General features: G+C 53.7%; 23 protein-coding genes, 1 tRNA gene, 1 other RNA gene and 1 pseudogene. 12 read left to right on the forward strand and 14 right to left on the reverse strand.

Annotation, left to right across the window (positions count from 1 at the left end; translation table 11 throughout):
- Window positions 1–74 precede the first annotated feature (74 nt).
- The 3 genes from WN53_RS22745 to rimJ are packed head-to-tail and all read right to left on the reverse strand — an operon-like array spanning window position 75 to window position 2,224.
- The gene (locus WN53_RS22745; RefSeq protein WP_046808307.1) at window positions 75–992 is read right to left on the reverse strand and encodes a Gfo/Idh/MocA family protein; all 918 of its coding nucleotides are present in this window, start codon (window positions 990–992) and stop codon (window positions 75–77) included.
- The gene (locus WN53_RS22750; RefSeq protein ID WP_024486701.1) at window positions 985–1,629 is read right to left on the reverse strand and encodes a YceH family protein; all 645 of its coding nucleotides are present in this window, start codon (window positions 1,627–1,629) and stop codon (window positions 985–987) included. Before WN53_RS22750 ends, WN53_RS22745 begins: the two co-directional genes overlap by 8 nt.
- A gap of 10 nt (window positions 1,630–1,639) precedes the next feature.
- On the reverse strand, window positions 1,640–2,224 hold the full coding sequence (rimJ, locus tag WN53_RS22755; protein ID WP_024486700.1) for a ribosomal protein S5-alanine N-acetyltransferase: 585 nt from the start codon (window positions 2,222–2,224) through the stop codon (window positions 1,640–1,642).
- 335 nt (window positions 2,225–2,559) lie between these two features.
- Between rimJ and mdtH the strand changes: the two genes are divergently transcribed.
- From mdtH to WN53_RS22775, 4 genes are all read left to right on the forward strand, one after another.
- Window positions 2,560–3,765, forward strand: coding sequence for a multidrug efflux MFS transporter MdtH (gene mdtH, locus WN53_RS22760; protein ID WP_024486699.1), 1,206 nt, complete (start codon window positions 2,560–2,562; stop codon window positions 3,763–3,765).
- Window positions 3,766–3,934: 169 nt separating this feature from the next.
- A complete protein-coding gene (grxB, locus tag WN53_RS22765) occupies window positions 3,935–4,582 on the forward strand; it encodes a glutaredoxin 2 (RefSeq protein WP_024486698.1) in 648 nt (215 codons plus the stop codon).
- A 31-nt stretch (window positions 4,583–4,613) separates the two neighbouring features.
- A complete protein-coding gene (locus WN53_RS22770; RefSeq protein ID WP_046808308.1) occupies window positions 4,614–6,254 on the forward strand; it encodes an ABC1 kinase family protein in 1,641 nt (546 codons plus the stop codon).
- 144 nt (window positions 6,255–6,398) lie between these two features.
- Complete coding sequence (locus tag WN53_RS22775) at window positions 6,399–6,962, forward strand: lipoprotein (RefSeq protein ID WP_024486936.1); 564 nt, start codon at window positions 6,399–6,401, stop codon at window positions 6,960–6,962.
- A 37-nt stretch (window positions 6,963–6,999) separates the two neighbouring features.
- Here WN53_RS22775 and WN53_RS22780 read toward each other — a convergent pair whose 3' ends face one another.
- From WN53_RS22780 to ghrA, 3 genes are all read right to left on the reverse strand, one after another.
- Window positions 7,000–7,578 (reverse strand): TorD/DmsD family molecular chaperone, encoded by a 579-nt coding sequence (locus tag WN53_RS22780; protein ID WP_024486937.1) that lies wholly within the window; start codon window positions 7,576–7,578, stop codon window positions 7,000–7,002.
- A gap of 38 nt (window positions 7,579–7,616) precedes the next feature.
- Window positions 7,617–8,354, reverse strand: coding sequence for a phosphatase (locus WN53_RS22785; protein WP_024486938.1), 738 nt, complete (start codon window positions 8,352–8,354; stop codon window positions 7,617–7,619).
- 105 nt (window positions 8,355–8,459) lie between these two features.
- Window positions 8,460–9,401, reverse strand: a complete 942-nt coding sequence (gene ghrA, locus WN53_RS22790; protein ID WP_024486939.1) for a glyoxylate/hydroxypyruvate reductase GhrA — start codon at window positions 9,399–9,401, stop codon at window positions 8,460–8,462.
- 225 nt (window positions 9,402–9,626) lie between these two features.
- On the opposite strand from ghrA, the gene WN53_RS22795 reads away from it, so the two are divergent.
- Both WN53_RS22795 and WN53_RS27715 read left to right on the forward strand, forming a co-directional pair.
- A tRNA-Ser gene (locus WN53_RS22795) sits at window positions 9,627–9,716 on the forward strand.
- A gap of 44 nt (window positions 9,717–9,760) precedes the next feature.
- Window positions 9,761–9,893: non-coding RNA, RtT sRNA (locus tag WN53_RS27715), on the forward strand.
- A gap of 198 nt (window positions 9,894–10,091) precedes the next feature.
- On the opposite strand, the gene WN53_RS22800 is transcribed toward WN53_RS27715, so the two are convergent.
- The 7 genes and pseudogenes from WN53_RS22800 to lsrR all read right to left on the reverse strand — a co-directional run bounded on the left by WN53_RS22800 (window position 10,092) and on the right by lsrR (window position 19,719).
- Entirely contained in the window at window positions 10,092–13,970 is a 3,879-nt protein-coding gene (locus tag WN53_RS22800) for a hypothetical protein (protein ID WP_315902240.1), read from the reverse strand.
- 117 nt (window positions 13,971–14,087) lie between these two features.
- Window positions 14,088–14,649 (reverse strand): annotated as a pseudogene (locus WN53_RS26930) (LysR substrate-binding domain-containing protein); the annotation flags it as partial.
- On the reverse strand, window positions 14,601–15,257 hold the full coding sequence (locus WN53_RS22810) for a dTMP kinase (RefSeq protein ID WP_024486583.1): 657 nt from the start codon (window positions 15,255–15,257) through the stop codon (window positions 14,601–14,603). The pseudogene WN53_RS26930 and the gene WN53_RS22810, both read right to left, overlap by 49 nt.
- 347 nt (window positions 15,258–15,604) lie before the next feature.
- Entirely contained in the window at window positions 15,605–16,615 is a 1,011-nt protein-coding gene (locus WN53_RS22815) for an AI-2E family transporter (protein WP_024486582.1), read from the reverse strand.
- A 131-nt stretch (window positions 16,616–16,746) separates the two neighbouring features.
- Entirely contained in the window at window positions 16,747–17,097 is a 351-nt protein-coding gene (locus WN53_RS22820; RefSeq protein WP_024486581.1) for a cupin domain-containing protein, read from the reverse strand.
- 11 nt (window positions 17,098–17,108) lie between these two features.
- Window positions 17,109–18,701, reverse strand: coding sequence for an autoinducer-2 kinase (gene lsrK, locus WN53_RS22825; RefSeq protein WP_024486580.1), 1,593 nt, complete (start codon window positions 18,699–18,701; stop codon window positions 17,109–17,111).
- A 52-nt stretch (window positions 18,702–18,753) separates the two neighbouring features.
- Window positions 18,754–19,719, reverse strand: a complete 966-nt coding sequence (gene lsrR, locus WN53_RS22830) for a transcriptional regulator LsrR (protein ID WP_161629434.1) — start codon at window positions 19,717–19,719, stop codon at window positions 18,754–18,756.
- A 249-nt stretch (window positions 19,720–19,968) separates the two neighbouring features.
- Here lsrR and lsrA point away from each other — a divergent pair, with 249 nt between their 5' ends.
- Genes lsrA through lsrG form a run of 6 tightly spaced genes read left to right on the forward strand, consistent with a single transcriptional unit; the run spans window position 19,969 to window position 25,892 of the window.
- Window positions 19,969–21,528: an autoinducer 2 ABC transporter ATP-binding protein LsrA gene (gene lsrA, locus WN53_RS22835; RefSeq protein WP_046808310.1), complete on the forward strand. Its 1,560-nt coding sequence runs from the start codon at window positions 19,969–19,971 to the stop codon at window positions 21,526–21,528.
- Window positions 21,522–22,571, forward strand: coding sequence for an autoinducer 2 ABC transporter permease LsrC (gene lsrC / locus WN53_RS22840; protein WP_024486578.1), 1,050 nt, complete (start codon window positions 21,522–21,524; stop codon window positions 22,569–22,571). The genes lsrA and lsrC overlap by 7 nt, the downstream gene beginning before the upstream one ends.
- The gene (gene lsrD, locus WN53_RS22845; protein ID WP_099049937.1) at window positions 22,568–23,569 is read left to right on the forward strand and encodes an autoinducer 2 ABC transporter permease LsrD; all 1,002 of its coding nucleotides are present in this window, start codon (window positions 22,568–22,570) and stop codon (window positions 23,567–23,569) included. Before lsrC ends, lsrD begins: the two co-directional genes overlap by 4 nt.
- A 44-nt stretch (window positions 23,570–23,613) precedes the next feature.
- Window positions 23,614–24,636, forward strand: a complete 1,023-nt coding sequence (lsrB, locus tag WN53_RS22850) for an autoinducer 2 ABC transporter substrate-binding protein LsrB (RefSeq protein WP_024486576.1) — start codon at window positions 23,614–23,616, stop codon at window positions 24,634–24,636.
- 34 nt (window positions 24,637–24,670) lie between these two features.
- A complete protein-coding gene (lsrF, locus tag WN53_RS22855) occupies window positions 24,671–25,546 on the forward strand; it encodes a 3-hydroxy-5-phosphonooxypentane-2,4-dione thiolase (RefSeq protein ID WP_024486575.1) in 876 nt (291 codons plus the stop codon).
- Window positions 25,547–25,601: 55 nt separating this feature from the next.
- Window positions 25,602–25,892, forward strand: a complete 291-nt coding sequence (gene lsrG / locus WN53_RS22860) for a (4S)-4-hydroxy-5-phosphonooxypentane-2,3-dione isomerase (RefSeq protein ID WP_021181113.1) — start codon at window positions 25,602–25,604, stop codon at window positions 25,890–25,892.
- A 62-nt stretch (window positions 25,893–25,954) separates the two neighbouring features.
- On the opposite strand, the gene WN53_RS22865 is transcribed toward lsrG, so the two are convergent.
- Window positions 25,955–26,518 (reverse strand): DJ-1 family glyoxalase III, encoded by a 564-nt coding sequence (locus WN53_RS22865; protein ID WP_024486574.1) that lies wholly within the window; start codon window positions 26,516–26,518, stop codon window positions 25,955–25,957.
- Window positions 26,519–26,535: the final 17 nt, after the last annotated feature.

Raw genomic sequence — 26,535 nt, forward strand, 5'->3', positions numbered from 1 at the left:
TGGCAGGCGTCAGTTGAGTGGCGTTAGTCTACGGCTCCACGCCGTTAATAGCTACCGCCATATGTTACATGGGGTTAACTGGCATCACGCAGCATTTTCTCGATCAATCGCTGGGCGTAAATGGCCTGTTCTCCGGCGGTTTCTGGCACGGTCTGGTTGCTGATGGACTGAATAAAATGGTGTACCGCACCGGCAAAACCGCGTTGTTCCAGCGTGGTTTGCCAGCCTGGGGCTGGTTTTTCGAGCACGCCTTGCGGGTCTTCCCGCAGCCATTGGCGCATATCGTTCAGTTGATAGACCGCGCCGTTGGTGACTGCCTGCACGCTCTCCCGTTGGCTGCCAGCACGCCGGTGCATGCTGGTCGTAACGATGGTGTCACCGCAGGCAAAGTGGTGTTCCGCGTAAAGCATCTCGCCCGCTTCGTTTGCGCGCAACTGGCCACTCTGCAAGCTGGCGTTCCCGCCTCCCAACCACAGCGCGGTATCCACCACGTGCAGATAGTCATCCAGCAAGGTAAAACGCAGATCCTTGGGTCCTACGCTATTGGCGCGGTGTTTATCCATACGGATCGAAGCCGGTAGCTGCATTTGCTGTTTCAACTGGCGATACAGCGGCGCAAAACGGCGGTTGAAGCCCACCATCAGTGCCACGCCCTGCTTTGCGGCCAGTTCGATCAGTTGCTCACCCTGATCCAACGTTTCCGCCAGCGGTTTATCCACATAGACGTGTACGCCCTGCGCCAACAGTTCCCCAACTACCTGAAAATGGCTAGCAGTGCTGCTGTGTACGAACACTGCATCACACTGTTGTGCCAAGCTATCAAGGCGAGAGAAATAGGGCATACGATAGCTATCGCATACCGGCTGGGCTTTCTGCTGATTCGGTGAAAAGCCGCCGACAAGCTGCCAGTCCACCGCTTGAGAAAGAATGGGCAGGTAAGCCTTTTGCGCGATACCGCCTAAACCCACGACCCCGATACGCAGTTTACTCATGTGAACCCCGCGCCAGTAGTTGCTGCACCTGCTGTTTCAATTCGGCGACTTCGGCCTCCAGACGCACTACGCGTTCAGTCAATTCACCAGCATTGGCCTCCTCAGCTTCAGCCGGAGCCGCATCAATCTGGCCGCTGAACAGGTGCATAAAGCGGCTCTCACGCTTGCCTGGCTCACGCGGCAAACGCACCACGAACGGCCCATCTTCACGGGTCGTCAACTGTTGCAACACCTCTTCCACTTCGCTGACGTCGTTGAATTCGTGCATCCGGTTGGTGCGAGTACGCAGTTCACCCGGCGTCTGTGCGCCACGTAATAACAGGGTCGCAATTACCGCCACTTCGGCTGGCGACAGTTTCAGTTGGCCGAACTCGGAGTTGCAAAAACGCTGCTCATACTTCACTACTCGATTGCCAAAACCACTTAAGGTGCGCAAAAAGTGTCTTCTCAGCAGCAAATCGAGCTGCTGCTGGACTTCGCTTTCCGACAGGTCCATCACCGGCTCGCGGTTGGTTTTTTGATTACAGGCCAGCGTAATGGCATTCAGGGAAAGGGGATATTGGTCAGGGGTGGTCACCTGCTTTTCCATCATGCAGCCGATCACTCGGGCTTCTTTGGCATTTAATTCATATTTCATTGTTACGGCCTCAGCGTGGTGGTTGCCACTCTTTATTGGTCAATGCGGTCAGCACATGATCCTGCCACTGTCCGTCGATCAGCAGGTAATCCTTGGCATAGCCTTCGCGTTCAAAACCGAGCCGGGTCAGCAACGCTCCGCTGCGTTGGTTGTGTGGCATATAGTTGGCCATAATGCGATGCATCCGTTGTTGGCGCTGCATATAACGGATGGCCGTTTGCAACGCTTCGTACATCAGCCCCTGCCCCTGCCACTTTTCACCCAGGGAGTATCCCAGGAAGCAGGCATGGAACGAACCGCGCAACACATTGCTGAAGTTGGCCACGCCGCACACATGAAGTTCTTCCGGATCGAGCAGGATAAAATAGTAGGCACTGCCCTGCTTTTGCATTTCCGTGATCATAGCCAGGCGGGCTTGCCAGCCAGAGGGGTAACAGTGGCTATCATCGCGCACCGGCTCCCAGGGCTTCAGGAACGCCCGGTTTTCGGCATAGTATTCGGCCAGGCGGTAGGCATCACGTTCGTGAACTAAACGGACAACCAGCCGGTCTGTGGTAAGGCGTATTTTCGGTGATGCAGAGCGATAGCCAAACATCATTTCCCCCGCGGTCAGAACGGTTCGATAAGAAGTATTGATTGGGTCAACGTCTACGGGCTCAGGCGTTATCTCGCATGACTCATGGCAGACTATCGGCGTAAAACCGCGTATTCCCCCGGTAATATAACCGTAGCCTGCCCGGCAGGTAAGCCCCTGAGCGCTCAGTAAATAGCCACTTAGCTGTTTTGCCCATTTTTAAGTGTAGTTTTGCCACTCAGGTAACGTATTGACGATTAAAAAATATTATCTATCACCCCCCTATCAGCCGCCGCATATTGGGTAGAGAATAATCTAGGTAGTCTTCCTCTCCTTTTAACTGCTCGTGGTGAAGCATGTCTCTGGTATCGCAAGCTCGGAGCTTGGGTAAGTATTTTTTATTGTTCGATAACCTGTTGGTGGTTTTAGGCTTTTTCGTCGTCTTCCCACTTATTTCTATTCGCTTTGTCGATCAACTGGGCTGGGCGGCCGTGGTCGTGGGCCTGGCTCTGGGGTTACGCCAACTCATTCAGCAGGGATTGGGGATCTTTGGTGGAGCGATTGCCGACCGTTTTGGCGCCAAACCGATGATCGTCACCGGCATGCTGCTGCGTGCGGCGGGCTTTGCCACCATGGCGATGGCCGATCAACCCTGGATACTGTGGTTTTCCTGCGCGCTGTCCGCCATTGGCGGCACCCTGTTCGATCCGCCCCGTACCGCGCTGGTCATCAAACTGACTCGCCCGCATGAACGGAGCCGTTTCTATTCACTGCTGATGATGCAAGACAGCGCCGGTGCCGTAATCGGTGCGTTAATCGGCAGTTGGCTGCTGCAGTACGACTTCCATTTCGTCTGCTGGGTGGGCGCGGGTATTTTCGTGCTGGCCGCAGGCTGGAACGCCTGGCTATTACCCAACTACCGGATCTCTACCATACGAGCGCCGATGAAAGATGGCATGATGCGCGTGCTGCGCGATCGCCGCTTCCTGACCTATGTGTTGACGTTGACCGGCTATTACATGTTATCGGTACAGGTGATGTTGATGCTGCCAATAGTGGTTAACGAGATCGCCGGTTCGCCGTCGGCGGTCAAATGGATGTACGCCATAGAAGCTGCGCTATCGCTTTCATTGCTATACCCGCTGGCACGTTGGAGCGAAAAACACTTCCGGTTGGAACAACGCCTGATGGCCGGCTTGCTGCTGATGACCCTCAGCCTGCTGCCCGTCGGCTTTGCCACCAGCCTGCAAGCGGTGTTTACTCTGATCTGCTGCTTCTACCTGGGATCGATCATCGCCGAGCCGGCACGTGAGACCTTGAGCGCCTCACTGGCCGACTCTCGGGCACGCGGCAGCTACATGGGCTTTAGCCGCCTGGGGTTGGCACTCGGCGGCGCATTGGGTTATACCGGCGGTGGCTGGATGTATGACACTGGCAATGCGATGGGCATGCCGGAGTTGCCCTGGTTCCTGCTGGGGCTGGTGGGCTTTATCACGCTGTTTGCCTTGTACTGGCAATTTAATCCGCGTACCGCAGCCCCCGCAATCGTCCGCGGTGGCTGATTTTTGCCCGGGCGCATCCCTTGCGCGCAGTCTCTGGCGACCAACTCTGCCAAAGTTGCTATCCTGATAGTACAAAAAACGGCGCAGAAAGGCTTATGATGGAGCATCATCCCACAACAACCTGCGCAACGGCCCAGACTGGCTGCTAAACCCGACAACAGGAGCATGCATGAAACTGTTTATTTACGACCACTGCCCATTCTGCGTAAAGGCTCGCATGATATTCGGCCTCAAGGATTTGCCGGTGCGTTTGGTGACCCTGCTAAGCGATGACGAAATCACCCCCACCAGCATGATCGGCAAGAAGATGGCGCCAATCCTGCAAAAAGACGACGGTAGCTATCTGCCCGAAAGCATGGATATCGTGCATTACGTCGATAATCTGGACGGCAAACCGCTACTGACGGGAAAAACCAATCCGGCCATCGCCGCATGGTTGCAACACACTGCCACCTACGTCAACAAACTGCTGTTACCGCGCTTTGCCAATGCCGATTTCGAAGAGTTCGCCACTGACAACGCGCGCCGCTATTTCAGCGACAAAAAACAGGCCGCCAGCGGTGATTTTGCCGTATTACTGGCCGACAGCGCTGACCTGATCGCCCAATTGGAAGAGGATCTGGCCACGCTCTCCCCGCTGATCCAGTCATCGGAAGCGGTCAACGGCACGCTCAGTGAAGATGATATCCATCTGTTCCCGCTGTTACGCTCGCTGTCGATCGTGGCCGGTGTCGCCCTGCCGGACAACGTGGAGGCTTACCGCAACCACATGGCGCAGCGCGTTGATATTCCGTTGCTGTTCGATATGGAGCAATGATCCACATCGGCGATAAGGGAGTCACGCGCAGATGCTAAAAATGTTTTTTGTCACCGCTCGTGACCGCGCCAGGCTGCAAGAAATCTCTTCCGTACTAATCCGTTACGGTTTGCAGGATGTCATCAGGCTGCTAGGGTTAGGCAAGATGCTTGGCGGCCTGAGAAGCGGCGGCGTGGAGGTCGATAATCAGACATTGCCAGAACGTCTGCGCGCGGCCCTGGAAGCTTTAGGGCCAACCTTCGTTAAATTCGGCCAGATCCTGGCCACCCGCACCGACCTGCTGGAACAGCGCTGGACAGACGAGCTGGAGCGCCTGCATAGCCAGGCGACAACCCTACCCTGGGATAAGCTGGCCGCGCAGATCACCGCCGATCTGGGCGGTGATCCTCAGCAGGTATTTGCCCAATTCGATCCCATCCCGCTAGCCGCCGCCTCTATGGCGCAAATCTACCGCGCCCGCCTGCACAGTGGCGAGTCGGTGGTGGTGAAAGTGTTGCGTCCAGGGTTAGCCAAAACCATTCATGCCGATCTGCGCCTATTGGCCTATCTGGCAGAAACCGTGGAGCAACAAAGCCCGGCACTGGCGCGTTATCGCCCGCACCAGATGGTGCAAACGCTGGCCACCGCGCTCAATCACGAGCTGGATCTGACGCATGAAGGTAATAATTGCGATCGGGTTGCGGAACACTTTGCCAAACAGCCCGAAGTGGTGATCCCGAAAATTTATTGGCAGCACTCGTCAAAACGCCTGCTGGTACAACAATATCTGCCCGGCATCGCCCCCGAAAATCCGCAGCAATTAGCCGCCGCCGGGTTCGATGGCCCGTTGCTGGCACAGCGTGGCGCGCAGGCATTTATGACCATGGTGCTGGAACATCGGCTTTATCACGCCGATCCTCATCCCGGTAACGTAATGGCCCTGGGCGACAACCACGTAGGGTTTATCGATTTTGGCATGGTTGGCCAGCTGTCGGAACGGCGGCGTAACCAACTTCTGCTGTTGCTGCAGGCCATTGCGGAGCGCCAGAGCGACGGCATCGTCAATACGCTGATCGCCTGGTCTGACAGCCAGGAACTGGATCTGACCGATCTGGAACAGGCTGCGCAAAACTTTCTCGATAAGCAAGCCTCAAGCACCCTGACGCTGGGCAAGGCACTTACCGACCTGTTGGTGATGGCCCGTGAGCATCAGCTACCGTTACCTCCCGATCTGGTGCTGTTATTCAAGGCGCTGATCACCGCGGATGGCGTTTTACACCGCTTGGATCCCGCCTTTGATATCGTAGCCACCCTTAAACCGATGTTGCGCCAGGTGATGCTCCAGCGCTATACACCCGAAGCGCTGCGCCGTCGTGCTCTATTGCTGGGTGGCGAAGCGCTGGATGCCGGAGAGGAACTGCCACAGGCCATTCGTTTGCTGATGCGCCGTTTAAAGCAGGGCAAGATCGACGCCGAAATCAACGTCAAGAACCTCGGCCAGCTCAGCAAAGCTTTGGAACGTGCGGCGGTCACGCTGGCCATTGCGATCGTCACGGCGGCATTCGCACTGGGGCTGGCTCCTTATCTGATGCGTTCCACCAGCCAGCTGTGGGGCATTCCTCTGTTCCCCGCGCTTGGCGGGTTAACCTGTCTGGGAGGCGTGGTGCTGTTGGTATGGCGGCTGCGGCGATAGGTAATTTCAGCCTTATCCGACTAGGTAAAAACCCCTTTGCGCCGCGTCATCTGTTATCCTGCGAGCTGAAATTTTTCTTTGCTGGCAGTCACCTTTGGTTTGCAACAGTCAAAGTCTGCCGCATTTTCGTTTTACGAGGTTTGAATGAAGAAGATCCTGATGGGCATGGCTGCCCTGGTCGTTGCCGGTACGCTTGTCGGCTGTAACCAGCTTACCCAATACAGCGTCAGCGAGCAGGAAGTGAATAATTACCTGCAAAAACACAACGACTACCAAAAGCAGATCGGCGTACCGGGGTTGGTTGATGCCAATATCGTGTTAACCCAGTTGCAGAGCCAGATTGGCCGCACTGAACCTAACAAGGTGACATTGTCTGGTAATGCCAAGGTCAATATTACTTCGATCCTCGGGCCACAGGCCGCCGATTTGCAGCTAACGTTGAAGGCGCAACCGGTCTACGACCGCGAAAAGGGTGCGATCTTCCTCAAAGACATGGAATTGGTCGATTACCAGGTGCAGCCGGAGAAGATGGATACGGTGATGAAGGCTCTGTCGCCTTACCTGAATCAGTCGTTGAAATCGTATTTCGATCAGAAACCGGTGTATGTTCTCAATGCGGATAAGAGCAAAACGGAAGCCATGGCACTCAAACTGGCTAAAGGGTTGGAAGTGAAGCCCGGTCAGTTGGTGATCCCGTTCACCGATTAATTCTTTTGGGCGCAGTGCTTGCTGCGCCCTCGTTCATTTACTCTTGTTCGTCCTTCCCTTCTTCATCCTGTTCATACTCTGCTAGCTCATCACACATAGCTGCGATGGCATGGCGAGCGATCTCTGACAAAGTACGGTAAAAACCGCTGGTGGCGTGTGCTTCAACCTTACCCAGGAAGCGGCCACACCAAGGCAGCAAGAACTCGTTAAACAGCGTGATTTGCGCCTGGACTTCATCTTCCTGCGACTGATCTTCCAGCCAGGAGGCGGCCAACAACAGCGAACCGAAATGATCGGCTGGCGCTTCACCTAATGGCATCCCACGCTGCTGGAGAAATACCCGCACGTCCGCTTCGCTGGCACCTTCAACGTAGGACGAACGCAGTGGTGAGACGCTGCACTCACTGCCGACAAACAGAGCGTTAAAATCGGCGGCCAACTGCGGATCGGTACAATGCTGTTGCAAACGAGTCAGCAGTTCGTCCTGCTCAAGCGGCCAGTGCTGTTGCAGTTTGCCCTCTTTGATCAAGGTAAACAGCGGCTCCAACAACGGATCCTGCGGCTGGCGGTAAAACAGCGTGCCTAACACCCGGCAGACAACGGAAAACTCATTCATGATAACACCCTATAAAACTAAAATTTGCCGTGACGATGTCACAGATCGGCTAATTCCGCAATTGCCGGTCTGCCACGCTGCTCAAGAAAGTTCAGGATCCGGCGCGGTGACACGTTTAAAACGCGCTCCTGCGGGAAATCCACTTCCTCAAGGATACGCTCGCAGTGTTCAAAACCACCGAGAGCAAAAGCCACATGCGAGTCAGAGCCTAATGCCAGCCAGCCGCCAGCGTCACGCACTGCGGCAGCTATCGCACGGCAATTTGATTCACTGCCCTTGCGGGAATGAATAAACGAAGAGTTATTCAGCTCCAACGCTACTTGATATTTGGCTGCCGCTGCGGCTATCGCCGGGATATCGACCGGATATTTTGGGTTGCCCGGATGGCTGATGATATGGACATCGCCCTGCGCCATGGCGGCAATCATCGCCTCGGTGTTGGCGGCCCGATCCTGCGGAGCAAATACCGGCTCATGGAACCCGGCAATAATCAGATCGATTTCGTTGAGCATGGGTCCGGTGCAGTCGATATCGCCGGCCAGGTTTTTGATATTGGCCTCAATGCCACGCAGAATGCCAATGCCATCCACCAGGCGTGGCCACACACGCATGTTCATAAAGTGCCAGTAGTGTGGCGCATCGGCCATATCCGGCCCGTGGTCGGTGATGGCGAACAGTTTGATGCCTTTGTGTTTCGCTTCGGCGATATAGTCGTGCAGGGTGCTATAGGCATGGGTACTGGCTACGGTATGCATATGTAAATCAACGGGGTACATTCTTTCTCCTTCTTAGGCGCTCGCCAGGGTCAGCGGATGGCGGCCGATCCTTGTTCATGATAGCAGTTAACGCCGCTAGCGACATGTTAACGGATTGGGAAAGCATCAATAGCCACGCTGAATATCAACCAGTCCAGCAGGCTGTTCACCCGCCTCAAGCCGCAGGAGGTTGGCACTAACCTGATCCATCGCCTGTTCCGGCAGAGTAACAGCAGCAATATGCGGGGTAATCGTGACACGGGGATGACGCCAGAAGGCATGAGCGGACGGCAAAGGTTCGTTGACGAAGACGTCAAGCATGGCGGCCGCCAGTTGCCCTTGTGCCAACATCGCCAGCAGATCGTCTTCCACCAGATGAGCACCGCGTGCAATGTTGATCAGGTAAGCGCCTGGCACCAAACGGCTAAACAGCTGGCGATTAAGGATACCCGCAGTTTCAGGCGTATTGGGCAACAGGTTGATCAGCAACCGCGTGCCATCAAGAAACGCCGCTAACTGAGGTTGCCCGGCAAAACTCTGTACGTGCTCAATCTGCTTGGGGCTGCGGCTCCAGCAGCGGACGTTAAAACCGAACGCCACCAGCTTTTGCGCCACACTTTTCCCCAATACCCCGGCGCCCAGAATGCCGATGGTGAAATCACTTTGCTGATGAGGCTCAAGCGGCAACCAGTTCTGCTGCTGTTGCTGCAACTGATACTCATCAAAACGACGAAAATAGCGCAATACGCCAGCCAACGCGTATTCATCCATCTGCTGCGCCATGCCGGTATCCTCCAGCCGGATTAGCGGTACTCCCGCAGGTAGGACACCGGGATGCTGACGTTCCTGCTCAAGGATGGCGTCTACGCCAGCTCCCAGAGCAAAGATCCCTTTCAGATCGCGGCGGTTGGTCAGCATCTCATAAGGTGGCCGCCATACCAGCGCGTAGTCCGCCGGACGATTATCCCCCGGTTGCCATGCCCGGATATTCGCCTGTGGTAAGCGCTTCGCCATTCCTGCCAGCCAATCTTGCGCATCAAAAAACGGGTGATAGAAAATAATATTCACTGCCGGTTCCCTTCTTGGGTGGATTTTTAGCTATCCTTTCGCGCTTTGCCGCACTATGCAAGAATAAACTGGCAGAGAGAAGGAGGAATTATCGTGCGACAAATCAGCAGATTGCTGGAAGTTTGGCTAAACGCACACGGTTATGGCACAAGGCTATTGACGCTGGGATCAGATTCTCCTACATTAGCGCCCGTCGACAGCGTAAACCGTTGCCGATGACAAAACGGTGAGGTGTCTGAGTGGCTGAAGGAGCACGCCTGGAAAGTGTGTATACGCGTAAGTGTATCGAGGGTTCGAACCCCTCCCTCACCGCCATATTTAAAGAAGAAGTCTGAGCTAACGTTCAGACTTTTTTTTGCATATCCCCCAATCTGGGAGGGGTGAGAATCCTCGACAGGGTTCGACAAAATGGCTCGCAGCGCAGAGACATTTTGGACGGCCGACCGGCCGCCCGCAGGGTGAGCTTGCGAATCAAGCCCTCCCTCACCGCCATCTTAAATGAGAAAGCCTGAATTCACATTCAGGCTTTTTTATTGCATGTACCACACTCTGGGAGGGGTGAGAATCCTCGACAGGGTTCGACAAAATGGCTCGCATCGCAGAGACATTTTGGACGGCCGACCGGCCGCCCGCAGGGTGAGCTTGCGAATAGGATCCATCGTCGGCTATAAGCGAAAAGCGGACGTTTCGCTACTCAAACCGCTGTTCCCCTTCACGTTCTTTCCGCTGTTCCCGAATCCTTTGACGTTCAATCAAAAGCATCGATTTCCCATGAATCTCTTTCGCAGCGTTTGCAATGTCGTCCCGATCGTGTTCAATGAGTTCACCAATAGCGTCAGTCCGGCACTGTAATATATTCGCAAGACTCCCACTCCAACTTGATGGGTTCGTTAATTCAGCAAAAGACTCAAGAACTACTGAAGGTTCAGGTGCAGCTTCCAAGAATTTGATAGCGTTCTCGCACAAAGTAACGCTGCTTGTGTCACTACTACTTGACCAGAGTTCTAACCCTTGTGGCACATATGCCCATACCTTGGGATCGTCACTCCTGGAGCACCAGTCAATCAAGGTTTCGATGGCAACACATGAAAGCAGCGGAGTATCCGAAATGCCGCTACGCATGAAGAACAGCCGCATGCATCGTTGATCTTCAGAATCCGCAAAGAGACGGGAGAGAAACGCTTCAGGTATGAGTGACACCGTTGTCTGAATGGTTTTACGGTAACCATTCATGTAACCATAGTGTTTATCAATCGCTGAGAAGATTGCATCCAGCCAGTGTTCTTTTCTCCCTTCATAGCTGCCAAATTGCAATGCTGCCGCTACGACAGATTCCATAAAGTCATCAAAGAGACCGCCCCGATCGTCAGCATCTTTCTGTAAAGCCTGAATGGCTGCCCTGAGACCGATTTGAAGGAGTTCCGGATCAGGCATGTCCTCTGTCGCTTTTTTGCCATGTAGCCTCATCCCTAGCCCATTCAGAATCACCTCAGCGCCATTTTCTTTGGCTAACAGTTGTTCGGCCAGTTCGAGCACTCGAGGTACTGGGAGATGCAGGCATTTTTTTTGCCAAAAAATGGCGTCAAACATAACTGGACGAGTATCAAGTTTATCCAGAAGCGACATGCATCGATTGAGGTCCGTTTCTGTAAAATCTCGATGGGGATGCAAATTAACCAGAACTCGACAGAGTGAAGGATGCACAGCGCAGTGATCCAGAAATTCATGGGCTAGCGCTTCATTAATACGATCCACGCCTTCGATAAAGCCTAGAAATACCGAAAAATCTTTATTTTCAGTAGAGTCCTGTTCCAGTTCTTTTATAAGCAATTGCCAAACTTCACGAGGACTCGCGGTTCCCTGAGCAAGCCCCTGTCCGAATACGCTCCGGTAAGGCATCCACTCAGAAGAGAACAGATTGGGTCTCAGGTCAGAAAGACAAAGTGTTGAAGCGGCAAACTCACGCCCCAGTTGCTCTGCTCTGGCCATCAGTCGCTCTTCTGCTTCAGCGTATCGGTCCTGGTCATTTCGGTTAAAGTCGTCATCAAGCACCCAGTTGTGGTGGCCTTTGCTCAGGACATAAAACCGGATACCGGAAAGCAAATCATTCGGTCTGAGCTTCCTTTCCAGAGCATCAAGAGTTTTAAGCAGCACGGGCGATATCTGAGGATCCTTCCGCACAAAGTACAGTTTTGTCCGAATCGCCTTCCAGCCCTCCCCCCAGGGAAGACAGGCATGCAATGTACGTGCGGCATCAATGAGGACGGAGCCCATCCTCTTGTCACTCCACAGGTCACTGAGTGCATTTGCCAGAACTGTCCGCGCACCGTTGGCAAGATGCATATCATCGGCGTTCCCGACGCGAACGGTAATTGCGATGAACGCATGTCGCCACGCCATCAACGCGTCATAGTCTGGCTCTGCCCCGTAATCCCTCGGGCGGGCACCAAACTCATATATACCCGAACTTGTCCACGTAGAACCGCTAAGTCCGGCAGAAAGCATTTTCAGCCCCAGCGTGCGACGCTGTAATAAACCTGAAGTAAGACAAGCCTCCAGAAGCGCAATCCGCTGCTCCAGAGAAGCGTGTGTACCTGACAGATAGGGCTGACAGAACAATGTGAGTCTGTCCCGTGTATTCTCCTGACGATACTTATCCGTTTCATGATCCGCTATTTGCAGCAGAAGGCTGGCGCAACGGTCAAAGTATGAAGGTTCCCAGGCCAGTGCCTGCAAAAGGTTGAGGATGGTACTCCAGCGTGGGTCGTAATGTCTTTCCCGGCCTTTAAAGTCTGCGGCCCTGAGGACCTCGTCAATCCGGTTAAGTAGAACGTCAGGCACCACCGGCGCAATGAATTCCAGCATACGAACCGGAAAGTCCTCTAACGCCAGCAGGTTACCCAGTATGGCTTCCGGCTGAAGCCATGTAGCAGCTATCTCCTTTGCCACCGGATGATCGTGTAAAAGGCCCAGCCGGTGAGCAAACGACATAAGAAGGCGATCCCGTCCTGGCGCTTCAAAGGTGGACCTCAGAAACGCAACCGGGAAGCTATCCAGAGCGGAGGCGGCCAGTTTGTTCGCGATAGCATGGGGTAAGATGGCTCGCCAGTGCGATCTGGCCTGAAGCATGTGGCGATCGGTCAGCTTCTTGAGCGTACGGTACAACTGGTTATGTGAATAGCCCGCGAGCGTGCCAAGGATCTCCAATTCACTGTCGCCGGTTTCAGAAAAGTCACTCGAAAACGAGTACACCAGCGAAAGTATCTCGGCCTGCTCCCGTAATCCTTCGTCTCGTTCATGACGTTGTTCAAAAAGTCTGTCGAAGAGTTGTGCATCGGACAGAACGGCCAACGACTCCCCCTCATCCACTCTCTCAGCGATAGCCAGCGAGACTCTGGCATTTCCGTCAGCGAATTCAGCGATCCGCCGGGCGTTCAACTGTCCAATACTGGGGAAACGGCGCAACAGAAGTTTTTCTGCGACTTCCGGTCCTACCGCCTCGATGTGGATCACCTCCGTGGTCTGAGGTTTGTCCTCCCGAATATCATACTCAACGGTGATAAGTTTTATCCTGCTCCCCTGAGAGGTAACTCTCGCCGCGAGGGAAGCATGGAGCTCAGAGGGACAATTATCGAGAACCATAATTGCGCTGTGCTGGTCGGCGATGAGTCGTTCCAGCATGGCTGCTGCTGAAGGGGCCGGATCGTCACCGGTATCGGCATAGACCGCCAGGGTGCGCTCCAGAGCATCGGACCCAACGGTTTCATCAAACAATGCCTGAACGATCCTCGTTTTACCGACACCCGATAGACCGGTAATTCGAACAGCTTTCCTGGTGGCCCGGATAAGCTGGCGTATCGGTACGATGGCTTCCTCAATACTCAGGGGATGACCTTTTTCAGACGGGAGCGAGATCGTGATACCGGATGCAGTAATCAGAATATCTGCCACCCCCTCTGGTGGACAACTCCATGCTCCGTAAGGCTGCCAGCCGGAATATCCCCTCCCCAGTTTTCTGTTGACCCACAGCATCACTGACGGATGCTGTTGTATCCACTGAGCTAACTTAGAGCGATCATAGAAGGCTAGATGAAGGTTCTGATGACAGGGATCATGTCTGACAGACTCCCGCATTGCAGCAACGCGTTCGGCAAGCATGGGGGGAGTGCAATCCTCGCCCAGACTGACAATGATATAGCTTCCCCCATTTCTGGCCTGGCCGGATATCATGGGAGAAAGGACGCCTGAAGGAGCCATCTCTCGCAGAATATCGGCCCTGCGCATCTTGTGTTTCTTGGCCTGGAAAACGGTATCTGGTCGCTCAATAAACCCGCTGTTGAGTTGTTCGACCGGCACCTGCACGTGGACATCAATTCCACCATCTGGTGCATTGATCGATCCCGACCAGCGCACCCAGGCCGGACTGTAACCTCTGGCAGCTACTTCGGCTTCAGCAAGGCGAGCAATTAACTCTTCCAAAAGAGTATCTGAGAGTCCAAGTAATTCATCTTTATCAATATCAAAGATTGCCACGGCATAGTCCTGACAGGAAAATGAAATTTTTAACAACCGATGACCAGAATATTAAGCAATTTGAAGTAGATTGTCCTGTGACCAGCTCCTAATACTTCATACACTGGCAAATTAGCAATGTCCGCTTTTGGCACAAAGTTACCCATCAATTTGTCAATTTACGAGCAACGATTCAACCTGCAACCAGCGCTCAAAATCTTTCAATGCAGTTTCATTGATTCCTGTTTCAGCGGGTTTTACCAAACAGAATTTTTTGCTCAGTTGTTCTGATTGCGGCCAGGGTGCCATAAGGGGATCCTCTGTTTAGTTCATTTTCGACGTAGATGCGCGGCACCATCGCCACACCTTGTCCCATCAGTACGGCAGCTATCGCCATTTCATGAAGGTCATACCGGACACCTTGAGCCGGGTTATCAAGGGCTATCCCGCTTTGCTCAGCATAATGCAACCAGGCTTCCGGATTCTGCCGCCGGTGAATGCGGGGGAGCGTCTTTAGCTGTCCAAAGATATTCTTATCGGTTAACCGATCGGGATGGCACACTGGCACCAGTCTCTCCTCAAAGAGTACCTGCCTACGCATGCCTGCCCATGCTGGGTGCTCGAAATGAATCGCCGCGTCAAATCCGCTCCCGGAGAAAAGCAAGGGATCGGTTTTGGCCGCGATATTTAACGTGATGTCCGTGTATAAGGATTGGAAGCCGCTGAGGCGGTAGATCCGAGCATACTGTAAATCTCAGAAATGACCTGCATTGTTGCGTCTTCGATTCTTCCTTCATTACGGCATAAAACCCAGCCGTGATTTGCAATTTCTCGCTCGAATGCCCTGGTACAAGCGACATGCTCCTCCACCTTAGAAATCACTGTACTGCCTAGCCCACGCGATCGAGCCGCGGCCCTTGCCCATGAAATATCAGGCGCAGTAATCACCCCGACATGCAGGTCTGGCGCTCGCACGTTTCGTTCAATATTAAGCTGTAAAATCTCTGCGAATGGAACCATTCGCCGAAACGCGGCGTCCGAAGGGTACCAGCGATCCATCAAGATAATGCTGTCCGGTGGCTGCTTAGTCAGCACATGCTGGGAAATCCAAGCACGGCTATCAGCAAAGCGCTCACAAACCTCCAATTCCAAATCCAGGGTGGGATTTCTGGCGTGCTTGTTAACGAGGGCCATTGTTTCCGCCCTGTATGGATCGCTTTTTTTCTCGCAGAGTCGGATCACCTTCTTGTTGTCAGCCCTTAATACTTTCGTAATGGCCTCTAATAGTGTGGTTTTACCGGCTCCCTTGGGCCCATCCAGAGAAACAAACAACTGACGACTCATTCTTTAAATGACGATGGATATACGGTTTTTGTAAAGCCTACATCTTGCAAAAGCATCTTCCTTCTTTCGTATGAGCTGTATGTCGGCCTGACTAGACCTGTTAAAAGTGTTGCGATTGTCTTTAATGGTGGCGCTGCTTTTAACTTTAATGGGATTAAAATTTACACTTCAGGGTAAGACCATGAGGGTCTCACAGTCTTACTCTGCTTCTTGTTATCATTGAGTTATGTTGATGCATCCGCTTCTGGCACATCACGGACATTTCAACTTTGCCCTACCGTACATCTGAACTCATTACCTACTTTGCAAAAACATAGTTGGTTCGCAAAATGGCCCCTCCCCGCCCCTCAAATCAGCTTAGCTTCCCTAAGCTCACTCTTCAGATAGGCATAATAGATAGGAGCGGCAACCACGCCAGCCAGGCCAAATGCTGCCTCAAAGACCAACATTGCCAGCAAGATCTCCCAGGAGTTAGCCCTGATTTTAGTGCCGACAATACGGGCATTAAGGAAATACTCAAACTTGTGGATCACGATCAGGTAGAGCAGCGCAATCAGTGCCACTCCGAGTGAAACCGACAGGCCAGAGATGAAAACAATGGTATTGGAGATCAGATTGCCGATCACCGGCAGCAGGCCAAAGATAAAGGTAAACACCACCAGCGTTTTCGCCAACGGGATATGGATCCCACACAGCGGCAGCACACCAAGGATAAAGATAGCCGAGAAGAAGGTATTGATTGCCGATATTTTAACCTGAGCAAACACAATATTGCGGAACGCCTGCGATAACAGCGAAATCCTTTTCATCAGCTCACTTTTCAGTAATGGCCGCTCCTCGCTGCTATCAATGTTATACAGTGAGACTATGGCACCGAGCACCATCCCGATCAGCATGGTCACCAGGCCATGCAGTACGCTCTTACCCATCGTCTGCAGCAGCGCTATGTGCTGTTGCATCCGGCTCAGGATCTCGTTCTTCAGTTCTTCCACACTCAACGGCAGGTAGCCCGGCATATATTTTGCCACCTCTTGCTGGACATCCTGCAGGATGAACGCAATACGGGTGTTAATGGCAGAGATATTCTTCATATCCTGCATCAGATAGCCGACGATACTCCCCACAATGGTGATCAACAGGCCGACCACCAAAGTACTGATCACCGCCACAACCAGCCATCTGGCCCGATGGCCACCGATGACCTTCTGAAAATGTGGCGTCAGGATATTCACGATCTCGTAAACCAGAAAACCAGCCATAAAGCAGGTAAAAAGATGCAACGGCAGCAGCAGCAGGATCCCCCCCATCACAAAGATGAAACTGATTATCCTGGCCTGTTTGACATTCATTATCTGCATTGTTACTCGCTTGTCCCTGAGGGGATAGAATTTTTAAGCACCTGTTTAGTATTATATTTCATTTATCATGTCCACCAGAACACGACAAGCTAAATTCATCCAACCTCAAGCCGGAAGCTTGGGCTTTTTCCCTAATAGCTCTCAGGCTCTGCGGGATGGCTGTCCCCTAGCACATGTGGCGATTTCACGAATACCCCTTTCCACGGCACCGAGCCAGTATTGACCAGAAAATGCGCCTCACCAGGATCACACTGCAACACATCCCCTTCACGCAGCATTTGCATCGCCCCTTCCAGATACAGGCACACCTCTCCACTGAGGGTATAAAAAACTTCGCAAACCTCCTTGTGGCGGTGATTTCTGAATGACTGCCCAGGTTGCAACACCACTACGCCCATATCGCACATCGGGCCGCGGATCAGGTATTTCGGGCCATTGTCACCGAAGCGATAGTCGTGAGCCATTTCATTGGTCTTGATCATGATACCCTCCATTAAAGGCCAGGAGCCTTCCACATTGACGTCGTCAACCCGTGATCGACCAAACCAAGTTGATCCAGATACACCTCCAGCCATTTTTGACGTGCCTGTTGATAAACCTCACTGTTTTCTGGATTCGGGATATGTTCCCTATCCCAACGCACCAGGCTCTCCCCCGCATCCGCCAACGACGAATAGACTCCTACCCCCACTCCAGCGGCAATGGCACATCCCAGCGCGGTCGCTTCCTTAACCACCGGGACTCGTACGGTCAGCCCGGTGACATCGGCCAGGATCTGGCTCCAGAGCGTCCCCTTTGAACCGCCACCGGCAAACACCAGCGAATCGGCCTTGATACCTGAAAACTCGGCGATTTGTTGCAGATTACAGGCCGATACGATAGCCGCGTTCTCTTCCAGGGCGCGGAACAGCGTGGCTTTGTTGCACTTTTCCGGATCGATTGACAGGTTGATAAATGAGGGAGCGGCGTGATACCAGTTCTTAAAGCGCATGACATCGGAGAAGATGGGCATAACGCCATAAGCACCTGATGGTACACGCCTGGCCATATCCTCCAACAACGCATAGGTATCCACGCCCAGACGTTCACCAATCAGCTTCTCTTCGGCGCAGAAGGCATCACGAAACCAGCGCATGGTCAGCCCGGTAAAAAAGCTGATGGATTCAGCCTGGACCATGCCCGGGATCACATGCGGGTTAATGCGCACATTCATATTGGGATCGGTAACCGGCGCAGGAAGGTTCACGACCTGCTGCCAGAACGTTCCCCCTAATACGGCGATCTGCGCTGGTCTGACGATGCCAAGCCCCACGCAACCCAATTGAACATCACCGCCCCCGACAATCACCGGGGTGCCAGCCCGCAGGCCTGAAAGTGTGGCAGCGTTGTCCGTCACCGCCCCCAGCGGGGTTCCCGTCTCTTTTACCGGTGAAAGAATGTCCGAACGCAGGCCCGCCATTTCCAACAGGCCTTTTCTCCAGTCTCGTGTGACCAGATCAAGCAACCCGGTAGTCCCGGCATTTGACGGATCGACCGCAAGTTCACCGCTGAGCATATAAGCCAACCAGTCACTGATCATGGTGACCGCGGCTGCCTGGCGATAGATATCAGGGCGGTAGTGCGCCAACCACAGCAGCCGGGGCATTGCGCTGAGTGCCAGCGTCTGCCCTGAACAACGGTAAACCTCATCTTCAAAAGTATGGTTGTGGATCTCTTTTAACTCGCTGACCTCACGCGTTGCCCGTGCATCTACGTTGGCGCATGCCCAGATTGGCTGACCTTCTGCATCATAGATCACAATCCCTTCACGCATTGAACACGCAGCCACGGACGCAATCGCCTCCGGCGCAATGGCCGCCATCTTTAACGCTTGATGGATGCATTGGCAGGTGAGGTGCCAGTTTTTGGCAAGATCGAATTCCATGGAGCCCGGTACATCAGGAACCGCCAAATGTAGCCATTCGGCTTGCCCTACTGAGACTTGATTGCCTTCCAAATCAAAAATTACCGCTCTGACGCTGCCGGTACCGGCATCCAGAGCCATCAGGTATTGGCCTGATGTGGCAGGAGTACAGAGTCGAGCCATGTGTTTGTCCTCGGCTGGTGTTTGAGACAGTCTGTTACATCGTTATTAACCTTTACTTTCCAATAAGTTTGAGCATTTCTGCCGCCGTGTCCTGATCGGTGACCAAGGCGTTGATATAGCCACCCTTCAATGCCGCCACGATCGCTTCAGCTTTTGGTACTCCCCCCGCAACCCCGACAACGGTAGGTATGGTGGCGAGTGCACTTAAACTCAGTCCTATCAATTCTTGATGGATCTGCATGTCGGGAATGATTTCGCCGCTGGCATCAAAAAAGTAGCCGAGAATATCGCCAACGGCACCTTTTCGGCCAATCATCAACTGCTCGCCTTCGGTGATATAGCCAGCGCGTAAAATGGTGGCGGCATCTTTTTGACTCACCGCACCGATCCCAACAACGGCGACATCGGCAGCCTGGGCCGCCAGCAGCACGTCCCTGACGCTATTTTCATCCCGCAGAGTGCGGGCAATATCGGCAGAGGAAGCGCGCAATGGAGCTGGGATCATGCTGACGCTGCAGGCGGCATCCAACTGACCAATCCCAGTCATATAAGGTCCTACACCACCGGAAAGCGTGACCAGCCGAATTTGCTGCGAAGAAATGAAACCGCTGAGCCTTTTCAAAGTGCTCATGGTGGCCTCACCAAATCCCGCCGCCAACAGCTGCTGCGGCTCCAGAGACTCCATCAGCATGTGTGCCGCCCCGATCCCCAACCTCACGCTGTCATCAGCCTCGGCCAAGGCGGGTAATACGCGAATGTTTTTCAGGTCAAAGTGTTTTTTCAATGCATCTTCATACTGTAGGCAACCTTCAAAGCGAGAGTTAATCTGCACCCGAATAATCCCAGACTGATGCCCTTTCTCCAGCAAACGCGAAACTTTAAGGCGCGTCAGTCCAAGCCGGGCGCTAATCTCGCTTTGCGTCAGCCCGTCGTGATAGTAGAACCAGGCGATACGGGCGACCTGCTCCTCCTCACACATGCCATGTTCGGGTGTCAATGCACTGTCATTTATCGTCATAAATCCGCTTCTCTTTGAACATTTTTAAATCTTGAACACAATTGTTCCGCTATCGCTCAACAATAGCTGTGAGTCATGCCACAAATATACACCAAATTTGAACATCGGTTTTCACAGCAAACAATTATTCAAAAAACGTGATCGCAGTGATGGTTTTATCGCCAAACCCTGACTAAGGTTATGAACAATTAGTTTTCCAAAAAATATTTGTTCAACTCAGTCACTCATCTTCGAGTGAACGGAGGCAAGATGCAAACCGGTGAATATTCAGATCCGCCTCTGCTCTGCGTACAAAACATTAATAAACACTATTCCGGTGTTGAGGTGCTGAAAGGTATCGACTTTACCCTGCATGCCGGGGAGGTACATGCCTTGCTCGGTGGCAATGGCGCGGGGAAATCTACGCTAATGAAGATCATCGCTGGCGTAGTCCCACCGGATGGCGGCGCTATCGAGATCAATGGCCAGCGTTGTGCCAGCCTGACCCCGGTAAAAGCGCATCAACTGGGGATCTATCTGGTGCCGCAGGAACCGCTGTTGTTCCCCAGCCTGTCGGTTAAAGAGAATATTCTGTTTGGCCTGCCCGCCAAACGGGCTGCTGTGGAAAAAATGCAGCAGTTACTCGAACTGTTGGGATGCAAGCTTGAACCCAACAGTATGGCAGGGTCGCTGGATGTGGCTGACCGCCAGATCGTTGAGATCATGCGGGGATTAATGCGTGATTCCCAGATCCTGATCCTGGATGAACCCACGGCGTCGCTGACGCCTGCCGAAACGGACCGCTTATTTGCCCGCCTGCATGAACTGCTTGGCAAAGGTGTCGGTATCGTCTTTATTTCCCATAAGCTGCCGGAAATCCGCCAGATTGCCGACCGCGTCAGCGTAATGCGTGACGGCAAAATCGCCCTGACGGGGAAAACCGCCTCGCTGAGCACGGATGAGATTATTCAGGCAATCACCCCAGCGGCCCGTAATGTGGATCTCTCCGCCAGCCAGAAACTGTGGCTCGAACTGCCTGGCAATCGGCCAGCCAACCCTCAGGGCAAAGCCGTGTTGCAGTTGAGGGAACTCACTGGCGAAGGCTTCCGCCAGGTGACACTCAACGTCCACGCCGGGGAAATCCTAGGTCTGGCTGGCCTGGTCGGCTCCGGGCGCACCGAGTTGGCTGAAACGCTGTATGGATTACGCCCAGCCAGTGCGGGCAGCATCATGCTCAATGGTGAAGAAATCGCGGAACTGAATACCCGCCAGCGGTTGCAACGCGGGCTGATCTATTTGCCGGAAGACCGGCAGTCTTCCGGGCTGTATCTGGACTCCTCGCTCTCCTGGAACGTCTGTGCCCTAACCCACAATACCGGCGGGATCTGGGCCCATCCACAGCGTGATAACGCTACGCTTGAACGTTATCGCCGGGCGCTGAATATCAAATTCAGTCACCCGGAACAACCGGCCCGCACCCTGTCTGGCGGTAATCAACAAAAAATCCTGATCGCCAAATGCCTGGAAGCATCGCCACAGTTGCTGATCGTCGATGAACCGACCCGTGGCGTCGACGTCGGTGCACGCAACGATATCTATCAGCTCATTCGGAGCATTGCCCAGCAGCATGTCGCTATCCTGTTTATTTCATCCGATCTCGAAGAGATAGCCATGATGGCCGATCGGGTCTGCATCATGCACCAGGGCGAGGTGGCAAGCAGCACGCTGTCTGGCGACGAGATCACTGTGGATACCATCATGCATATGGCCTTTGGCGAACAACATGCCGCATCCCATCAGCCTCATGCCAACGGGGAGACCTCATGCTAAAGATGATACAAAACAACCGAGAGCTGACGGCCCTGCTGGCCATCATCGGCCTGTTTGCGTTACTGGGGGGCATTGATAGCAGCTATTTCAGTTTCCAGACGCTGACCATGATTTTCAGCAGTTCGCAAATTCTGATGTTGCTGGCCATCGGCGCGGCGCTGGTCATGCTGACCCGTAATATTGATGTCTCCGTCGGTTCCATCACCGGGATGTGTGCGGTGCTGCTAGGGATAACGCTTAATGCCGGATATAGCTTGCCCGTCGCCTTTACCGTCACGCTGCTACTCGGTTTGCTGGCTGGCTTTTTTAATGGAGTGCTGGTCGCCTGGTTCAAAATTCCTGCCATAGTCGCCACCCTGGGCACCCTTGGCCTGTATCGCGGCATCATGCTGCTATGGACCGGCGGTAAATGGATCGAGGGTTTGCCAAGCTCGCTCAAGCAACTCTCTTCCCCAGTGCTGCTGGGTATTTCACCGATTGGCTGGCTAACTTTACTGCTGGTGGCGTTAATGGCCTGGCTACTGTTGAAAACCTCATTCGGCCGCAGCTTCTATGCCACCGGTGACAACCTGCAGGGTGCTCGTCAACTCGGGATCCGCACCGAGGCCATTCGCATCATCGCTTTCTCACTTAATGGGCTAATGGCGGCGCTCGCCGGGATCGTGTTTGCCGCACAGATTGGCTTTATTCCCAACCAGACCGGAACCGGACTGGAAATGAAGGCCATTGCCGCCTGCGTGCTGGGAGGCATCAGTCTGCTTGGTGGTTCTGGCACGGTGGTGGGGGCCATTCTGGGGGCCTATTTCCTGACGCAGATCGACAGCGTGCTGGTACTGTTGCGCATTCCTGCGTGGTGGAACGACTTTATCGCTGGCCTGGTTTTGTTGGGGGTCCTGGTATTTGATGGCCGCCTGCGCTGCGCCCTGCAAAGGAATATCCGCCGCCAGAAATATGCCCGGTTTATCGATCCCCCACCTCCTTCCCCAACATCCCCTAACTCCACCCAACTCCCTGCACAGGGAAAAAAACGGGAGATCGCATGATGGCACAATGGCGACGTTTCGGCTGGGAACTGGCGCTGGCCGCCCTGCTGCTGATTGAGATCCTGGCGTTCGGCGTCGTTAACCCGCGCATGCTGGACATCAATGTCCTGTTGTTCAGCACCAGCGACTTTATCTGTATTGGCATTGTGGCACTGCCGTTAACCATGGTGATCGTCAGTGGTGGCATTGATATTTCATTTGGTTCCACCATTGGCCTGTGTGCCATTGCGCTAGGGGTATTGTTCCAGGCGGGCCTGCCCTTGCCGTTGGCAATTGCGATAACGCTAGCCTTGGGTGCCCTATGCGGTTTGATCAACGCCGGATTGATCATCTACACCGGTATCAATCCTTTGGTGATCACCCTCGGCACCATGTACCTGTTTGGCGGTAGTGCCCTGCTGCTTTCGGGCATCTCTGGTGCCACCGGCTATGAAGGCATCGGAGGATTCCCGATGGCCTTTACCGATTTCGCCAACCTGACGGTGTTTGGCCTGCCAGTCCCGCTGACCTTCTTTATGGTCTGTGTGCTGCTGTGCTGGCTGCTGATGCACCGGACACACGCAGGGCGCAACATCTTCCTGATTGGCCAAAGCCAGCGCGTGGCGCAATACAGTGCGATCCCGGTTAACCGAACGCTATGTGCACTCTATGCAATGACCGGATTTGCTTCGGCCATCGCTGCGGTATTGCTGGTTTCCTACTTTGGTTCGGCACGTTCCGACCTCGGTGCCTCCTTCCTGATGCCAGCCATCACGGCAGTGGTGCTTGGCGGGGCGAATATTTACGGCGGCTCTGGCTCCATTCTCGGTACCGCCGTAGCCGTCTTGTTGGTCGGCTATCTGCAACAGGGATTACAAATGGCTGGCGTGCCCAACCAGATCTCCAGCGCACTTTCCGGAGCGCTGCTGATTATTGTCGTCGTTGGCCGCTCCATCAGCCTACATCGGCATCAGATCAAAGAGTGGCTCCAACGACGACGCAGCATCCATCAGGTTTGAGCTCAGACAGACAACTTCTGACAACGCGATATACGGAGAACAACATGACCCTACAACGTATCAAAAAAATCGCGCTTTTAAGCGTACTCGGCATGGCTTCGCTAAGCATTGGCGTACAGGCAGCGGAACGCATTGCCTTTATCCCCAAACTGGTGGGCGTCGGCTTTTTCACCAGCGGGGGTAATGGAGCACTAGAGGCGGGGAAAGAGCTGGGCGTTGACGTGACCTACGATGGCCCAACCGAACCTAGCGTTTCCGGCCAGGTTCAGTTGATCAATAACTTCGTTAACCAGGGCTATAACGCCATTATCGTCTCTGCCGTTTCCCCGGAAGGACTCTGCCCGGCGTTAAAACGCGCCATGCAGCGGGGCGTGAAGGTATTGACCTGGGACTCAGACACCAAGCCCGAATGCCGTTCTTACTACATCAATCAGGGGACACCAGCCCAACTCGGGGGCATGTTGGTCGATATGGCAGCCAATCAGGTGAAGAAAGATAAGGCCAAGGTCGCCTTCTTCTACTCCAGCCCGACGGTCACAGACCAGAACCAATGGGTGAATGAAGCCAAGCGTAAAATCGAAAAAGACCATCCAGGCTGGGAAGTGGTCACCACACAGTTTGGTTACAACGATGCCACCAAGTCACTGCAAACCGCCGAAGGGATCCTGAAAGCCTACGGCGATCTGGATGCCATCATCGCCCCGGATGCCAATGCCCTGCCCGCAGCGGCCCAGGCGGCAGAAAACCTCAAGCGTGACAACGTGGCAATTGTAGGGTTCAGCACCCCAAACGTCATGCGCCCTTATATTCAGCGCGGCACGGTTAAAGAGTTCGGCCTGTGGGACGTGGTCGAACAGGGGAAAATCTCGGTTTACGTGGCCAACGCTCTGCTGAAAAACGGCGAATTGAAGGTTGGCGACAAGCTCGATATCCCTGGCGTGGGTCAGGTAGAGGTTTCGCCGAACAGCGTACAAGGCTACGACTACCAGGCAAAAGGTAATGGCATCGTGCTGCTGCCTGAGCGCGTGGTGTTCAATAAAGACAATATCGACAAATACAACTTCTAACCTATCGCACCGATTATTTGGAGGGAGTAAGACAATGGCTGATTTAGATGACATCAAAGATGGTAAAGACTTCCATATCGATAAGCCGCAGCAAAATGCCCTGTTCAGTTTAAAAGGGTGCGGTGCGCTGGATTGGGGCATGCAGTCCCGCCTGGCACGCATTTTCAATCCCCGCACCAACAGAACCGTGATGCTGGCCTTTGACCACGGCTATTTCCAGGGGCCGACGACCGGGCTGGAGCGGATTGATATCAATATTGCGCCGCTGTTTGCACATGCCGACGTGTTGATGTGTACCCGGGGTATTCTGCGTAGCGTGATCCCGCCAGCCACCAACAAACCCATCGTGCTACGCGCTTCAGGGGCAAACTCCATTCTGACCGAGTTGAGCAATGAGGCGGTGGCTGTCGCCATGGACGACGCGGTGCGTCTGAATAGCTGTGCCGTTGCCGCACAGGTTTATATCGGCACGGAACATGAACACCAGTCGATTAAAAACATCATCCAACTGATCGATGCAGGTCTGAAAGTCGGCATGCCCACCATGGCGGTGACCGGCGTAGGGAAAGATATGGCACGCGATCAGCGTTATTTTTCACTAGCCACGCGTATCGCGGCCGAGATGGGGGCGCAAATCATCAAAACTTACTACGTGGATAAAGGGTTCGAACGCATTGTAGCTGGCTGCCCAGTCCCCATTGTCATCGCCGGCGGGAAGAAACTGCCAGAGCGCGAGGCGCTGGAGATGTGCTTCCAGGCGATTGATCAAGGGGCATCCGGGGTAGACATGGGGCGGAATATTTTTCAGTCAGAAAGCCCGGTTGCCATGATCAAGGCGGTGCACGCCATCGTTCATCAGAACGAAACGGTAGAACACGCCTACGAACTATTCCTTAGCGAAAAAGGCTGATACGGCCGAAATGCGGGCTGGTTTTCCAAGCCCGCCCCATTCAAGGAGGCTGATTATGCACGTTACCCTGGTCGAAATTAACGTTCATGACGACAAGGTTGAACGGTTTATCGAGGTGTTTCGCCAAAACCATCTGGGTGCGATCCAGGAAAAGGGCAACCTGCGCTTCGATGTGTTACAGGACCCTGACATCCCCACGCGTTTTTATATTTACGAGGCTTACGCCGATGAGCAGGCCGTGGCTTTCCATAAAACGACTCCGCACTACCTGGCCTGCGTCAAAGAGCTGGAGTCTTTGATGACCGGTCCACGCAAAAAGACGGTCTTTATTGGCTTAATGCCCTGAAGACTTGCCCCACCTTACCGGTGGGGCAATCCATCTAGCTACCACGATCCTGCCACTCTCCCCTATTCCTGCCACGAATAGTAAATGTGCTCAGCATGTTCATTGACGCAAGCACTGTCACCCCGCAAACGGGCGGCCAAGGTAAAAGCAAAATCAAAGACCACACCAAACCCTTTGCCACTGATCAAATTGCCGTCTTCCACCACATTTTGGTCAACATAAACCCCATCGCTGACGTTTTGCCATAAATCGCCAGAGCACACGTAGCGGCGTCCTTTGAGCAAGCCATTTCCCCCCAATACCCGGGCAGCAGCGGAGCAAATTGGGCAGATTAATTTACCCGCCTGGTCATGGCGGCTGACAAAACGCACCACGTCCTGGCTGTTGGCAAGAAACACGCTGCCCTCTGGCCCGCCAGGCAACACGACGGCATCATAATTGGTGTCGAAAGCTTCTTTGAGCGTACTGTCTGCCACCACGGGTATTTTATGGTAGCTCACGACCTCTTTGCTTGAGGTGCAGGAAAGTGTTTCTACCCTGATCTTCAATCTATGCAGAATATCTATAATAACAATTGCCTCCCCTTCCTCAAATCCAGGGGCCAGTAAAACCGCAACTTTTCTCATTGTTATTTCCCTTTGAA

Origin of the sequence: Serratia fonticola (assembly GCF_001006005.1) — a bacterium.
GTDB classification, from domain to species: Bacteria; Pseudomonadota; Gammaproteobacteria; order Enterobacterales; family Enterobacteriaceae; genus Chania; species Chania fonticola.